The sequence below is a fragment of the Mesorhizobium sp. B2-5-13 genome, from assembly GCF_006440535.1.
Classification (GTDB): Bacteria; Pseudomonadota; Alphaproteobacteria; order Rhizobiales; family Rhizobiaceae; genus Mesorhizobium; species Mesorhizobium salmacidum.
In genome coordinates, this window is sequence record NZ_VFUI01000001.1 from 338,151 (window position 1) to 352,316 (window position 14,166).

13 protein-coding genes are annotated in these 14,166 nt (G+C 63.1%); 6 read left to right on the top strand and 7 right to left on the bottom strand.

Annotated features, from left to right (window positions below):
* From rnr to rpmG, 6 genes are all read left to right on the top strand, one after another.
* A complete protein-coding gene (rnr, locus tag FJ434_RS01670) occupies positions 1–2,307 on the top strand; it encodes a ribonuclease R (RefSeq protein ID WP_140750082.1) in 2,307 nt (768 codons plus the stop codon).
* The gene (locus FJ434_RS01675; protein ID WP_181165998.1) at positions 2,307–2,741 is read left to right on the top strand and encodes a DUF983 domain-containing protein; all 435 of its coding nucleotides are present in this window, start codon (positions 2,307–2,309) and stop codon (positions 2,739–2,741) included. The genes rnr and FJ434_RS01675 overlap by 1 nt, the downstream gene beginning before the upstream one ends.
* 73 nt (positions 2,742–2,814) lie before the next feature.
* Positions 2,815–3,555, top strand: a complete 741-nt coding sequence (locus tag FJ434_RS01680; protein ID WP_140503597.1) for an NUDIX hydrolase — start codon at positions 2,815–2,817, stop codon at positions 3,553–3,555.
* A gap of 78 nt (positions 3,556–3,633) precedes the next feature.
* Complete coding sequence (locus FJ434_RS01685; protein ID WP_140750080.1) at positions 3,634–4,812, top strand: MFS transporter; 1,179 nt, start codon at positions 3,634–3,636, stop codon at positions 4,810–4,812.
* 113 nt (positions 4,813–4,925) lie between these two features.
* A complete protein-coding gene (locus tag FJ434_RS01690) occupies positions 4,926–5,384 on the top strand; it encodes a hypothetical protein (RefSeq protein WP_027146692.1) in 459 nt (152 codons plus the stop codon).
* Between the two features lie 155 nt (positions 5,385–5,539).
* Entirely contained in the window at positions 5,540–5,707 is a 168-nt protein-coding gene (gene rpmG / locus FJ434_RS01695) for a 50S ribosomal protein L33 (protein ID WP_006201775.1), read from the top strand.
* A 105-nt stretch (positions 5,708–5,812) separates the two neighbouring features.
* On the opposite strand, the gene ugpC is transcribed toward rpmG, so the two are convergent.
* The 7 genes from ugpC to FJ434_RS01730 form a co-directional block, all read right to left on the bottom strand.
* On the bottom strand, positions 5,813–6,880 hold the full coding sequence (gene ugpC / locus FJ434_RS01700; RefSeq protein WP_140750078.1) for a sn-glycerol-3-phosphate ABC transporter ATP-binding protein UgpC: 1,068 nt from the start codon (positions 6,878–6,880) through the stop codon (positions 5,813–5,815).
* Between the two features lie 4 nt (positions 6,881–6,884).
* A complete protein-coding gene (locus tag FJ434_RS01705) occupies positions 6,885–7,733 on the bottom strand; it encodes a carbohydrate ABC transporter permease (RefSeq protein WP_140750076.1) in 849 nt (282 codons plus the stop codon).
* On the bottom strand, positions 7,733–8,656 hold the full coding sequence (locus FJ434_RS01710) for a sugar ABC transporter permease (RefSeq protein WP_140503590.1): 924 nt from the start codon (positions 8,654–8,656) through the stop codon (positions 7,733–7,735). Before FJ434_RS01710 ends, FJ434_RS01705 begins: the two co-directional genes overlap by 1 nt.
* 222 nt (positions 8,657–8,878) lie before the next feature.
* On the bottom strand, positions 8,879–10,156 hold the full coding sequence (locus FJ434_RS01715) for a sugar ABC transporter substrate-binding protein (protein ID WP_140750074.1): 1,278 nt from the start codon (positions 10,154–10,156) through the stop codon (positions 8,879–8,881).
* A 29-nt stretch (positions 10,157–10,185) separates the two neighbouring features.
* A complete protein-coding gene (locus tag FJ434_RS01720; protein ID WP_140503586.1) occupies positions 10,186–11,373 on the bottom strand; it encodes a PLP-dependent transferase in 1,188 nt (395 codons plus the stop codon).
* 1 nt (position 11,374) lies between these two features.
* Entirely contained in the window at positions 11,375–12,103 is a 729-nt protein-coding gene (locus tag FJ434_RS01725) for a FadR/GntR family transcriptional regulator (RefSeq protein WP_140750072.1), read from the bottom strand.
* A gap of 85 nt (positions 12,104–12,188) precedes the next feature.
* On the bottom strand, positions 12,189–13,742 hold the full coding sequence (locus tag FJ434_RS01730) for an FAD-dependent monooxygenase (protein WP_246678320.1): 1,554 nt from the start codon (positions 13,740–13,742) through the stop codon (positions 12,189–12,191).
* Positions 13,743–14,166 lie beyond the last annotated feature (424 nt).

Consider the following 14,166-nt stretch of genomic DNA (forward strand, 5'->3'; position numbering starts at 1 on the left):
GTGGCGCGCAGGATCACCGGAAGAAGCCACGGCGATCCCCGCACCGCCGACACCCGGGCCAAGGTTAAGGACAACTACCGGCCCTCGCGTGACGAAATCCTGCGCTACATCGCCGAAAACCCGGATCGCGCCGGAAAGCGCGACATCGCCAAGGCGTTCGCACTGCGCGGCGATGACCGCGTCTGGCTGAAGGATCTCCTGCGCGATCTGCAGGACGAAGGCGTTCTGACCAAGGAGCGCAAGCGGCTGGCCCGGGTCGGCACCCTGCCCCATGTCGCCGTGCTCGACATCTTTGGCCGCGATGGCGATGGTACCTTGCTGGCGCACCCGACCGAGGCGGTCGGCCCGGGCGAGCCTCCCGTGGTCTCGATCCGCGTTTCGCGTGGGGGCAGCGGACCAGCGCCAGGCATTGGCGACCGCGTGCTGGCCAAGACGTTTCCGACCGATGATCCGTCGGGGCCTGCCTATACCGGCCGGGTGATGAAGATCTTCGAGAAGCGCACGGATGCCGTCCTCGGTGTCTTCCGTGTGCTTCAGGACGGCAGCTTCCGCATCGAACCGGTGGAACGGCGCCAGCCTGAGCTGATCGTCGACAAGGAATTCCAGAACGGCGCCAAGAATGGCGATCTTGTCGAGGTCGAGCCCGCGCGCGCCTCCCGCTACGGGCTGCCGCGCGCCAAGGTGCTCAACGTGCTGGGTTCGCTGACCAGCGAAAAGGCGGTCTCGATGATCGCCATTCACGCGCACGACATTCCGCACATTTTTCCAGCCGATGTCATTGCCGAATCCGAGGCGGTGAAGCCGGCGACGCTTGCCCATCGCGAGGACTGGCGCGACCTGCCGCTGGTCACCATCGATCCGGCCGATGCCAAGGATCATGACGACGCTGTGTTCGCCACGCCTGACCTCGACGAGAAAAATCTCGGCGGCTTTATCGCCACCGTCGCGATCGCCGATGTCGCCGCCTATGTCCGCTACGGCACGGCTCTCGACCGCGAGGCCATGAAGCGCGGCAATTCGGTCTATTTCCCCGATCGCGTCGTGCCGATGCTGCCCGAGCGCATCTCCAACGATCTCTGCTCGCTGCGCGAGGGTCAGGACCGTCCGGCGCTGGCGGTGCGCATGACCTTCTCCGCCGATGGCCGCAAGATCAGGCATTCCTTCCACCGCGTCATGATGAAGTCGGCGGCCAAGCTCGCCTACAGCCAAGCCCAGTCGGCGATCGACGGCGTGCCGGACGACAAGACCGGCCCGATCCTCGACACGGTGCTGAGGCCGCTGTGGGACGCCTACGCGATCCTCAAGCGCGGCCGCGACAGCCGCCAGCCGCTCGAGCTCGACCTGCCGGAGCGCAAGATCCTGCTCAAGCCGGATGGCACGGTCGACCGCGTCATCGTGCCGGAGCGACTCGACGCCCACAAGCTGATCGAAGAGTTCATGATCCAGGCCAACGTCGCCGCGGCCGAAACGCTGGAGGGCAAGAAGCAGGCGCTGGTCTATCGCATTCACGACGCGCCGTCGCTGGCTAAGCAGGAATCGCTGCGCGAATTCCTGCAGACGCTTAGCCTGTCATTGGCGCGTGGTGCGCAGATGCGGCCCAGCCAGTTCAACGGCATTCTGGAGCGCGTACGCGGCGCCGACAACGAGGCGCTGGTCAACGAAGTGGTGCTGCGCTCGCAGAGCCAGGCCGAATATTCACCCAAGAACATCGGCCATTTCGGCCTCAACCTCAGCCGCTACGCGCATTTCACCTCGCCGATCCGCCGCTATGCCGATCTGATCGTCCATCGCGGGCTTATTGGCGCGCTCGACCTTGGTCCCGGAGGGCTGACGCAAGATGAGGAGGTTCGCCTCGAAGACGTTGCGGTGCTGATCTCCGGCACGGAACGGCGCGCAATGGCTGCCGAGCGCGACACAGTCGACCGGCTGATCTCCGCCTATCTCGCCGAGCGCATCAACGACCGCTTCGATGCCCGTATCTCCGGCGTCACCAAATCAGGACTTTTTGTCCAATTGCCGCAGTATGGCGCCGATGGTTTCATCCCTGTGTCAACTCTGGGCGGCGATTACTACATATACGACGAAACGGCTCGCTCCCTGTTCGGAGAACGCTCGGGCAAAGGCTACCAGCTCGCGGACCGCGTCGAGGTCCGGCTCGTCGAGGTGGCGCCAATGGCCGGAGCGATGCGCTTCGAGATGTTGACCGACCCAAAGCCCCTGCCAGGCTCCAGCAGGTCGTTTCACAAGGCTAAGGGCCGCGCCCGTGCGTCGCAATCGCGACCGGGGCCGCGCGGCAGGAGACGATGATGGAACAAGAGGTTTTTGGCGGCGAGCATCACTCTGGCCGGGTTGCCCGCCCATTGTGGACGGCGATGAAGCGGGGCTTCTTGGGCCGCTGCCCGAATTGCGGCGAAGGCAAGCTCTTCCGCGGCTTCACCAAGACCGTCGAAACCTGCAGCGTCTGCGGCGAGGAGATTCATCACCATCGCGCCGACGATTTGCCCGCCTATCTGGTCATCGTCATCGTCGGCCACATCGTGCTCGGCGCCTTCATGGGTGTCGAGGCGACCTCGACCTTGTCCACCGGGGAGCACATCCTCATCTGGGTGCCCTTGACCATCCTTCTGTCGGTCGCGCTGCTGCAGCCGGTCAAAGGCGCCGTCATCGGATTGCAATGGGCGTTCTATATGCACGGGTTTGGTGGCGAAAAGGATGTGATCGAGCCGCATCCCGGGGCCTGAAATGTTGGCTGGCGCAACATGCCAATCGTTAGGGCTACTTTCGCATGCAAGAAGTTTCCGCTAGGTCCTGCGCATGGAAGCAATGACCAAGGCGGATGCCGACAAGCTCGATAACGGTCTTGCCACGCATGGCGGCCGGCCCCTGCGTCCGCGTGACGCCGCGACACTCATCCTGCTCGACCGCAAGGGCGACGACATCCTGGTGCTGATGGGACGCCGCCACGCCGCGCACGCCTTCATGCCCGGGAAATTCGTCTTCCCCGGCGGCCGCACCGACCCTGCCGACAGCCGCATCCCGACGGCGACCACACTTAACCAGCACGAAGAAGCCAAGCTGAGCGCCGGCCCCGGCCGCACCAGCCACGCCCGCGCCCGTGCCATCGCTTTGTCGGCGGTCCGCGAGACCTATGAGGAAGCCGGGCTGCTGATCGGCCGCAAAGGCGCCTTTGCCACGACCAGGCGCGATTGGCAGGCTTTCGTCGAACATGGCGTGGCGCCGTCGCTGGAGGCGTTGCGCTTTGTCGCGCGCGCCATCACGCCGCCGAACCGGGTGCGCCGCTTCGACACCCGCTTCTTCAGCGCCTGGCGTGACGACGTCGCCGTCGAATTGGCCGATGGCGGCCCGACCAACGAACTGGAGGAATTGGTCTGGCTGCCGCTCGCCAAGGCCAAGCAGGCTGATATACCCGACATCACCCGAATGATCCTGGACGAATTGGAAAAGCGGCTCGCCAATGATCCACTGCTGCGTCCGGGCGGCCCTGTCCCCTTCTACAGGCTTGTCCGCAACCGCTTCACCCGCGAACTTCTCTAGAGTAATTCCAGGAAAAGTGTGACGCGGTTTTCAGTCCGGAATTGCGTAAGATCAAACAGACAGAGTGTTCAGCATCTCATGACGGTCGATACCCAACCAAAGGGCGACGAACGCGTACACTGGCTGCCGATGGTGGCGGCGATCTCGTCGATCAGCGTCGTCGGCATTGCTATCGGCCTTGGCATGCCGCTGCTCAGCGTCATCCTGGAAACACGCGGCCATTCTGCTTCGATGATCGGCCTCAACACGGCCGTTGCCGGCCTGGCCTCGATCGCCGGGGCGCCACTGGCTACGCCGCTGGCCATGCGCTTCGGCGTCGCCAGGACGATGATCGCCATGATCGCCGCCGGCGCGCTGGCCTTCGTCGGTTTCCATTTCGCGCCTGATTTCTGGATGTGGTTTCCCCTGCGCATCGTGCTGCACATCGCGCTGACCGTGCTGTTCATCCTGTCGGAATTCTGGATCAGCACGTCGGCGCCGCCACACCGACGCGGCCTTGTGCTTGGCATCTATGCCACCGTTCTGTCGCTCGGTTTTGCCGCGGGGCCGTGGCTGTTCGCCCATCTCGGCAGTTCCGGCTTCAGGCCGTTCGGCGTCATCATCGCCCTGGTGACGCTGGCCGCGATACCGGTGCTGGCCGCGCGCAACGAAAGCCCCACCATCGTGGCCGACAGTGAAACCAGCCACTTCCTTCGCTACATCTGGCTGGTGCCGACCGCGACTTTCGCCGTGCTTGTGTTCGGCGCGGTCGAGACCGGCGGCTTCGCGCTGTTTCCGATCTATGGCAATCGCATCGGTTACTCCGAGGCCGATGCGGCGCTGCTGCTGACCATGATCGGACTCGGCAACGTGCTGTTGCAGATCCCGATCGGCATGATCAGCGACCGCGTCACGGACCGGCGCTATCTGCTGCTCGCCTGCGCCACGGTCGGTCTCGCCGGCACGATGTTCATGCCGTTCTTTGCCGCGAACTGGCACCTGATGGCCGCCCTGCTTTTCGTCTGGGGCGGTGTCGTTGCCGCCATGTACACGATTGGCCTCGCCCATCTCGGTTCGCAGCTTTCCGGTCACGAACTGGCGTCGGCCAATGCCGCTTTCGTGCTGTGCTATGGCGTCGGCATGGTGCTAGGCCCGCAGGCGATCGGCATCGGCATGGACGGTTTCGGGCCCTCCGGTTTTGGCTGGTCGCTCGGCCTGTTCTTCGCCGCCTACATCGCCCTGGTCTGCTTCAGGCTCGTCCGCAAGATACTCCTGTAGAGCCCAACCCGATCGTTTATCGGCACCGTGCAGCGGCAGGCTGCTGACAGAACCGTGTCAGCAGCCACCGGTTAAAAGGGTGTCCTAAAACATCCTGAACCGAGGACACTCCGATGATCGACAGCGGCTTTGAAACCACTTCGCTGCGAATGACGCTCCTGCTGCTCGTCAGCTTCCAGGCTCCGGCTGCCGATGTCGACCGCATCATGGACGCGGTCGTCGCGATCGCACCGCTGGCCATGGGCAAGTATGACCGCAACGCCTACCAGTCGGCGCACGGCATCGAACGCTACAGGCCGCTTGAAGGAGCCGCGGCCGGCGCCGAAACCGAATTGCGCCGCCGCCCGGGCACGGTCGAGGTTTCATTCGAATTGCCCGATGACCAGGCGCTGGCGGCCCGCGTCGTCGAGGCGATTTTCCAGGCGCATTCCTATCAGGAGCCGGTGATCCGCATCCAGCCGATCCTTGCCAGCCGCTCCAAGGGTCTGGACGACCGCGCCAATCCGAATCGCTGGTGGAACACGACCGGAGACTGGAAGAAGGTTGCGGTATCAGAGGTGGAAAACGCCTGATTATATGCATACAGTGCAGCTTGGGCGGGACACATCACGTCCGCCGGGCTTGACTTTCCAGGCACGTTCTTTATGTGTCGCGCCAAGTTTCCCGCGTCCGGGTGTTTTCCCGTGCTCCAGCGGCCAAAACTCCACGAACATAACGGACTGAGATCATGGCCAAAGCCGCAAACATCAAGATCAAGCTTCTGTCGACCGCCGACACCGGTTTCTTCTACGTCACCAGCAAGAACAGCCGCACCAAGACCGACAAGCTGTCGTTCCGCAAGTATGACCCGGTCGCCAAGAAGCATGTCGAATTCAAGGAAACCAAGATCAAGTAATCTGGGTTTTCCTCTGGAATGCCGAAACGCCGCCCATCGGGCGGCGTTTTTCGTTTACAAGGCGGAAGGCTCCGGGCTGATTTCCCTCGGCCTGGATGAATTCATTCAGCCGATGCGATCGCCGCTTTTCGGATCGAACAGATGCAGCGACGCGGGATCGGCCGCCAGCCGCACCATGTCGCCGGGCTTCACGCCGGCGCGGCCCATGGCAAAGACGCAAAGCTGCTGGCCGGCCAATTTGACATAGAACTGCGTCGACAGGCCGAGCGGCTCCACCACTCCCACTTCGCCTTGCAGGGCGCCGTCATCGGCCAGCCGGATATGCTCGGGGCGCAGGCCGACGGTGATGACGTCGCCATCCCTGAGCGGCAGGCCGTCCGGTAGCCGAAGCTTCTGGCCATCAGACAACACGGCGTCCACCTTGCCGCCCTTCTTCACCGCCGCCGGCAGGAAATTCATGCCAGGCGAGCCGATGAAGCCGGCGACGAATATATTGGCCGGCCTGTCATAGAGATCGAGCGGCGCGCCGACCTGCTGGATCAGCCCGTCATGCATGACGACGATGCGATCGGCCATGGTCATCGCCTCGATCTGGTCGTGGGTGACATAGACAGAAGTGGTCTTCAACTGCTGGTGCAGTGCCTTGATCTCGGCGCGCATATGGACGCGCAGCTTGGCGTCGAGGTTCGACAGCGGCTCGTCGAAGAGAAAAACCTTGGGATCGCGCACGATGGCGCGGCCCATGGCGACGCGCTGGCGCTGGCCGCCGGACAATTGCCTGGGCAAGCGTTGCAGGAACGTATCGAGCCCCAGCCGCTTGGCAGCACCATCGACGCGAGCATCGATCGCCGGCTTATCGGCCTTTCGCAGCATCAGGCTGAAGCCCATGTTCTTCGACACGTCCATATGCGGATAGAGCGCATAGGACTGAAACACCATGGCGATGTCGCGGTCCTTGGGCGCAACGTCGTTGACCAGCCGCTCGCCGATGCGGATTTCGCCGCCGGAGGCTTCCTCGAGGCCGGCGATCATGCGCAAAAGCGTGGACTTGCCGCAGCCGGACGGTCCGACCAGCACGACAAACTCGCCATCGGCGATCTCAAGATCGACCGCGTGCAGGACGCGCACGGCGCCGTAGTCCTTACGAACCTTTTCGAGTGTAACAGAAGCCATCGATCTATCCTTTGACGGCGCCGGCGGTCAGGCCGGTGACGAGATAGCGTTGCAGGAAGGCGAAGAAGATGCAGACCGGGATCAACGCCAGGATCGATGCCGCCATCATCTGCCCCCAGTCGACGGCGAACTTGCCGATGAAGGTGAGCAGGCCGACGGCGAAGGTTTTCTGGTCGTCGCTGGAAATCAGCATCAGCGCGAACAGAAGCTCGCTCCAGGCGGCGGTAAAGACGAAGCCCAGCGTCGCACCCATGCCGGGCAGCGTCAGCGGCACGATCACCCGGCGCATCGCCTGCGCGCGGGTGCAGCCGTCGATCATCGCCGCCTCTTCCAGATCCTTCGGGATGCCATCGAAGAAGGACTGCATCAGGAAGGTGGCGAAGGCGGTGTTGAAGGCGGTGTAAATGATGATCAGCCCGGTCAGGCTGTTGATCAGGCCAATCTGGCCCATCACGCGGTAGATCGGCGGAATGACCATCACCAGCGGAAAGGTCTGGGTCAACAGCAGCATCAGCGCCAGTGCAGCCTTGCCGCGAAAGGTGAAGCGCGACATGGAGTAGCCGGCGAGCGTGGCGATGACCGTGACCAGGGCCGCCGTCGACACCGAGACGATGACGCTGTTGAGGAAATAGCGTGGGAAGTCGGTGGCCTCGAGTACGGTGACGAAGTTCTGTAGCGTCATGTGCGACGGCCAGAATGTGATGCCTTCGGAATAGAGCAGCCGCTCCGGCGTGACCGAGATCTTCAGCGTCCAGTAGATCGGGAACAGAGCGAAGACCACATAAGCGGCGATCGCGGCGTACAGGCCGATGCCGCCGAAGAAGCGCTGCGGGGCTGAGCGTCCAGCGATCATCAGACGTGTCTCACAAGCGAGCGGCGGATGGCGATCAGCACGATCGCGTAGGCGATGAGCAGGACGAGCAACAGCACAGCCACAGCCGAGGCATAGCCCTTGTCCAACGACTTGAAGGCGCTGACATAGATGTAGACTGGAACCGTATTGGTCGAGCCGGCCGGTCCGCCCTCGGTCATGACGAAGATCAGGTCGGCGAAGGTGGCGATCCAGATGGTGCGCAACATCACCGTGATGGCGATGGTCGGCGCCAGGAACGGCAGCGTGACCTTGGTGAAGCGCTGCCACGGCGAAGCGCCGTCGATCGCCGCCGCCTCATGCAGTTCCGAGGGGATAGACTTCAGCGCCGCCAGCAGCGTGATGGCGAAGAACGGAATGCCGAACCAGACATTGGCGATGATCGGCCCCCACATGGCGGTTGAGGGATCGGAGAGAACGTTGGTCGGTTCGGCCTTCAGCCCCAAGGCGAACAGCCAGTGTGGCAGCGGACCGACGATCGGGTTGAACAGCCAGGCCCAGGTCAGGCCCGACAGGAAGGATGGCACCGCCCAGGGCAGGAAGACCAGCGCCTGCACCGCCTTGCGGCCCCGAAACGGCTTGTCGAGCAGCAGCGCGAGGCCAAGGCCGAGGAAGAACTGGAAGAACAGGCTGGTCACCGTCCACCACAGCGTGTTGATCAGCGCCTGGCCCAGCACCTGATCCGACAGCATCGCCTGGTACTGCCCGAGCCCGACATATTCGGATTTGAAGGCCGAGAATTTGCGGAAGGAGTAGCTGATGCCGATGACCAGCGGCACGAGCAGCACCACGATCAGCAGGATGATCGCCGGGCTGAGATAGAGCCAGGGCTCGATCGTCGCGTAGGAGAGCCGCCTCTTTCGCGGCCGCCCTGCGGATCGAATTTCGGATACGGCATAGGTCATTGGCTGCGGACGTCCTCTGGGGGCACGGCGTTGGCGACAAGCGTCCTTCTCCCCGTTTTACGGGGAGAAGATGCCGGTCCACCCTCCGCAGCTGCAGCGCAGCTGCTGCGGGGACGGGCAGGCGGATGAAGGGCGGCGCCAGCTTCCCATAACACAGCGCTGCCCCTCATCCGGCCCTATCGGGCCACCTTCTCCCGTGAACGGGGAGAAGGAAGGAGGCGCTCACTTCTTGTTCTTCGCCAGCCAGTCCTGCTGTTCCTTGGTCAGGAAGGCAGCCCATTGGTCGGCGACGTCCTTGGCCGTCTTCTGGCCAAGCAGCACTTCCTGGAAGTTCTTGATGGCGACCTGGTCGACGAAGTTGCCGAGGTTTTCCAGATGCGTGGGCGGTGTCACCATTTCATATTTGGAACTGTCGCTCAGCTCCGTGAACCAGCCCTTGAACTGCTCGGTCTTGAAATGGGGATCCTGCTCGGCGCCCTTGTGGATCGGCACGACGCCGACTTCCTTGGCCCATTCCAGATTGTCCTTCGGCGAGAGCAGCGTTGCCATCAGCTTCCAGGCGTCGTCCTTGTGCTGGGAATTGGCGAACATCGCCCAACCAGCATAGCCCAGCGTGGGGTAGGATTTGCCGCTCGGTCCGACCGGCAGCGGCGCCACGGCGAAGTCGTCGGCGCTCATCTTGTCGGCGATGCCGAGCAACGCGTCCGGATCCTGGTTAAGCATGGCGCAGGTGCCGGAATAGAAACCGGTGACGGTCTCATTGAAGCCCCAGCTCACGGAATCCTTCGGCGCAAGACCGTTCTTGTACATGTCGGCCAGCATCTGCAGGCCCTTGACCGAGCCCTCTTCATTGATGGTCGAAGTGCCGTCCTCGTTGAAATAGCCGCCCTTGCCGGCGGCGATGTTCATGAACATGTGCATGCCGTTGAAGGCACCCGGCCCGCCGCGCAGGCAATAGCCATACTTTCCAGGGATGGCGGAGATCTTCTTGGAATCGGCGACGAAATCGTCGAGCGTTGCCGGCGGGCCGTCGAGACCGGCCTCCTTGAACAGCTTCTTGTTCCAGAACAGCGCGTTCACATAGTAGCCATAGGGGATCATGAACTGGGTGTTGTTCACGGTCGAGCCGAACTGCTTGGCGCGGTCGCCGAGCGTCTTGGCGTCGTCCCACTTGGCCATATAGGGGCCGAGATCCTCGAGTTGGGCGTTGTTGGCGTAAAGCCCCATCCAGCGTTCCGGCATCTCGACCACATCGGGCGTATCGCCGGCCTGCACCATGGTGAGGAATTTTTCGAAGGCCTGGCCCCAGGGCAGCGAGACGAGCTCGACCTTGACCCGGGGATTGGCCGCCTCGAACTCGGCGATCTGCTTTTTCAGGAATTCGGTGCGCGGCGGACTGGTGATCACCTCGACCATTTTCAGGGTCGAATCGGCCAGCGCGCCTCCAGCGGAAATAGCCAGCCCCGCGACGGTGGCAAGCATGACGGTCAGTTTTTTCATGTTCAAGACTCCCATTTTGAACCCGCTTGTTACTTTCTGGCTTTTTCGAAGGCCTGGGCGACATCCGCCCAGAGATCCTCGACACTTTCCAATCCGACATTGAAGCGGATGGTTCGGGGGCTGACGCCGAAGCGCGCCATCGAATTCAGTCCCGGCGTCTGTTCCAGCGACGCCTTGGCCGGCACGACCAGACTCTCATGCCCGCCCCAGCTGACGCCGATGCGGAAATATTTCAACGCGTCGACGAAGACGGGAATGTCGATATCCTCGGTAACCTCGAACGAGAACAACCCGCCATAGCCGGCAAGCGTCGCCTTGCCCGGATGGTTCGAATAGACAGGGTGGTTGACCCGCTCGACATTGCCATGCGCCTTCAGCCGCTCGGCGATGGCAAGCCCGCTCTTCATGTGGTGCGGCAGGCGCAGCGGCAGCGTGCGCAAGCCGCGCAGCAGCAGCCAGGCCTCGAACGGCGACAGCTTGCCGCCGAGATAGGAATAAGTCTGCTCGTTGATATGCTTGATATGCGCGGCCGAGCCAGCCACCACCCCGGCAACGGTGTCGCTATGGCCACCGAGATATTTCGAGGCCGAGTGCAGCACGAGGTCGACGCCGTGCGAGATCGGCTTCTGGAACACCGGCGTCGCCCAGGAATTGTCGATGGTGGTGACGATGCCCTGTTCCTTGGCCAACCGGGTCAGATGCGGCAGGTCCTGGAGCTCGAACACCATCGAGGTTGGGCTTTCCAGATAAAGCAGCTTGGCGCCGGGCAATGCCGCCGCGACCGCATCCGGGTCGGAGCCATCGACATAATCGACCTTGATGTTGAGCCGCGGCAGGAGGCGTTCGAACAGCCGGTAGGCATCGCCGTAACAATTGCGCACCGCAACGATGCGCTCGCCCGCCCCGACAAAAGCAAGCACGGTGGCGCTGATCGCCGCCATGCCGCTGGAGAACCCGCGCGCGGCCTCGGCGCCTTCGAGCGCCGCGACCCGCGACTCGAACTCCATCACCGTCGGATTGTCGCCGCGCGAATAGATCGGCTGCTTTCGTTTGCCGGCAAACGTATCGGCCATTTCGGCATAATTGGCGAAGGTGAACAGCGAGGTCTGATAGATCGGCGGCACGACGGCGCCGCCTGGGAACGGCTCGTCATGCGCCAAAAGCGTCGCCGCCTCGGCGAGATAGTCTTGATCGAAACCGGCTGGCTGCTCGTTCATCTCAGGCCCGAAGTTTGAGTTTGGCCGCACCGCGCTTCAGGTCGTCCTCGACGGTGGCGATGAGCTTCAGCGCCTCGGCGCGAGCGCCCCGTGGATCGCGTGCCGCGATGCATTCGTAGATGGTGCGGTGATAGGGAAAGCTGGCATGGCCGAAATCGCGCACGCCGAGCGGATGCTCCCAGAAGCGATGGAACAGTTCGTGCATGGCGGCGATGATCTGTTCGAACAGCGGATTTCCGGAGACCCGGTAGATCGCCTGGTGGAATTCCCAGTCCTCTTCCGACGACATGCCGTCAAGGGTGCGAAACGCCTGCTCCATGATATCGAGCTTGCGTTCGATCTCGGCAATGTCGGCCGGGCTTGCCCGCTCGGCGCACAGCGCCGCCGCTTCCGCTTCCAGCGCGCGGCGGATTTCCAGCGTCTGCATCAGGCTGGTGAAGTCATTGCCGCCCGCCAGCGTCAGCGGCAGATGCAGCATGTCGGGCGAGACGGCCGCCTTGAGATAGGTGCCGCTGCCTTGCCGGCGTTCGACCAGGCCCAATCCCTCCCACCGCGTCAGCGCCTCGCGCACCGTGTTGCGGCTGACCTTGAGCCGTTCGGCCAGGATGCGCTCGGTCGGTAGTCGCTCGCCAGGCTGCAGGGCCTCGGCGCGAACGAAACCCACCAATGCCTTCAGCACGGCGTCGTCGCGCGCCGTCGTCTGAATGGGTGGCAGGCTGTTCTGGTCCACACTTCCTCCAAGTGGTGCAATGGTCCAACCAATTTCTGCATAGATGGGCTCTCCTGTCAATCACTTGTCAGGAGGCAGTCAGCCTTCAGCCCATGGAAGGTTGTGAAGCGCTGCGTTCAGAAGAATACCCGGCCGCGGCAGCCGGTCCGAACCATCTGGTCAGCGCCTCGGCCAATCCCCGTTGCGTCCCAACCCCGATCCACGCCACGTAGCCATCGGGCCGGATCAAAACCGCGTCGGGTGCAGCGACCGTTCCCAGTACAGGAAGCTCCCAGGCGCCGGCATACCCGGCATCGATCTGCCGGATCCGGTCGACCCAAGGCGCAATGTCCAGCCTGCCTGGTTCACCGAAATTGAGGAGCAGCGGCCGCGCGTCGTGCAGCAAGGTGAACAACCGTAACGGCCCTTTGGCGGTGAGCAGGTCGAGATCGGGCATGCGCCGCCCAAGCAGCGCGTGCCCTTCCCCGAGGTCGTAGTGGACACCCAGGCCGGACATCTCCGCGGCGATCCGTTTGCGTGACCCGTCCATGGCGAGCAGCTCGTCAAAGGTATCGCTCAATGCCTTGGTGCGTGCATCCATACGACGAAGCGCGACCTGTGCGAGCGCGTTGCGCAGCACGCGGGCGGCGACCGGATGGCGTTCGGCATGGTAGCTGTCGAGCAGGCTGTCCGGTGATACCAGCTTGATCACCTGTGCCAGTTTCCATCCGAGGTTGACCGCGTCCTGCACGCCGATGTTGAGGCCCTGTCCGCCCATTGGGGGATGGATGTGCGCGGCGTCACCGGCCAGCAGCACACGTCTGTCGCGGTAGGCGGCAGCCTGGCGCGTCATGTCGGTGAACCGCGAAATCCAGGTCGGACTGTGGACCCCGTAATCGGTGCCGTACACTGCGACGAGCGCCTCGCTGAGATCGCGCAGTGTCGGTTCGCCACCAATGGTCAGTTGCCTCTCGGTCAGCACGACACCCACCCGGGCACTTTCCTCAATCTTGCCGATCGCATGAATACCGTAGGCGTCGCTGCGAAAACCCAATGCAGGTTCCTCCGCCATCTCGACCTCGGCGATCATCCAGCTCATCGTCGGATCCCATCCGTCGAACGCGATGCCCGCCGCCTTGCGGATCATGCTGCGTCCGCCGTCGCAGCCGACGAGATACCGGGCCCTCAGGCACCGGCCACCAGACAGGTCGACATCGACGCCACCATCATCCTGTGTGAAACCCGTGACATCCTGTCCGCGATAGATCGGCACCTCCAACTCGCTGATCCAGTCGGCCAATATCCGCTCTATATGGTTTTGCCGCAGCGCCAGCAGATAGTTGTGCCGCGTGGGAAAATCGCTGATGTCCAACCGGATCATGTGAAATCCCACGGACGGCGAAGGCTGTCCCTGCGAGAGGAACCGGTCGGCAATTCCGCGCTGGTCGAGCACCTCGATGGTGCGAGCGTGCAGGCCACCCGCCCGCGAACCGATGAGTTCCTGATTTGGCCGCCGCTCGACAATGGCCACATCGACGCCAGCCAACGCGAGTTCGCCGGCCAACATCAACCCGGTCGGACCGCCTCCGGCGATCACCACCTCATGGTCCCGACGCACTTGGCCTCTTGGCAACTGGCCTCTTGGCAACAATTCCGGCATTTCGCCACTCCCGTTTCCGTTAACCTGGGTCGCGGTTTTACGGGAACAGCCGGGTCTTGCCGCAAGCCCCTCGTGCGCCATATCTATGAAATGGAGGGGGTAGCTCCTCTCCTCCCCTATGCAAACGGCAGTGGAAAGTCGCGGCGTTGTGAAGTGACAGCGCGCGCGAGATGTAACTGATGTTGTTACAATCCAGGAAAGCCTTCTTCAGGCCTTGCCGCACACACAAAAAAGCCCCGGCACTTCCGGGGCTTGACACAGATTCCTAATGTCATATCGACAAAGGGGGCCGGTCGGCGTTTGGCAGCGGTACGAGGAGGCCACTATGTGCCAGCGCCGGCCGGCCGACCCCACGGACCCAGGAGATGCGGCGGACCTGAGCATCATGGGGTATTCCTGAGGGACCGAGCCGGCGATCTACCCT

What these genes read in the sequence shown, in the direction of transcription:
- FJ434_RS01705 (WP_140750076.1), bottom strand. Translation starts at nt 7,733, where the DNA reads ATGATCGCTGGACGCTCAGCCCCGCAGCGCTTCTTCGGCGGCATCGGC.
- FJ434_RS01730 (WP_246678320.1), bottom strand. Translation starts at nt 13,742, where the DNA reads ATGCCGGAATTGTTGCCAAGAGGCCAGTTGCCAAGAGGCCAAGTGCGT.
- rpmG (WP_006201775.1), top strand. Translation starts at nt 5,540, where the DNA reads ATGGCCAAAGCCGCAAACATCAAGATCAAGCTTCTGTCGACCGCCGAC.
- FJ434_RS01720 (WP_140503586.1), bottom strand. Translation starts at nt 11,373, where the DNA reads ATGAACGAGCAGCCAGCCGGTTTCGATCAAGACTATCTCGCCGAGGCG.
- FJ434_RS01690 (WP_027146692.1), top strand. Translation starts at nt 4,926, where the DNA reads ATGATCGACAGCGGCTTTGAAACCACTTCGCTGCGAATGACGCTCCTG.
- FJ434_RS01715 (WP_140750074.1), bottom strand. Translation starts at nt 10,156, where the DNA reads ATGAAAAAACTGACCGTCATGCTTGCCACCGTCGCGGGGCTGGCTATT.
- FJ434_RS01710 (WP_140503590.1), bottom strand. Translation starts at nt 8,656, where the DNA reads ATGACCTATGCCGTATCCGAAATTCGATCCGCAGGGCGGCCGCGAAAG.
- FJ434_RS01680 (WP_140503597.1), top strand. Translation starts at nt 2,815, where the DNA reads ATGGAAGCAATGACCAAGGCGGATGCCGACAAGCTCGATAACGGTCTT.
- FJ434_RS01685 (WP_140750080.1), top strand. Translation starts at nt 3,634, where the DNA reads ATGACGGTCGATACCCAACCAAAGGGCGACGAACGCGTACACTGGCTG.
- ugpC (WP_140750078.1), bottom strand. Translation starts at nt 6,880, where the DNA reads ATGGCTTCTGTTACACTCGAAAAGGTTCGTAAGGACTACGGCGCCGTG.
- FJ434_RS01675 (WP_181165998.1), top strand. Translation starts at nt 2,307, where the DNA reads ATGGAACAAGAGGTTTTTGGCGGCGAGCATCACTCTGGCCGGGTTGCC.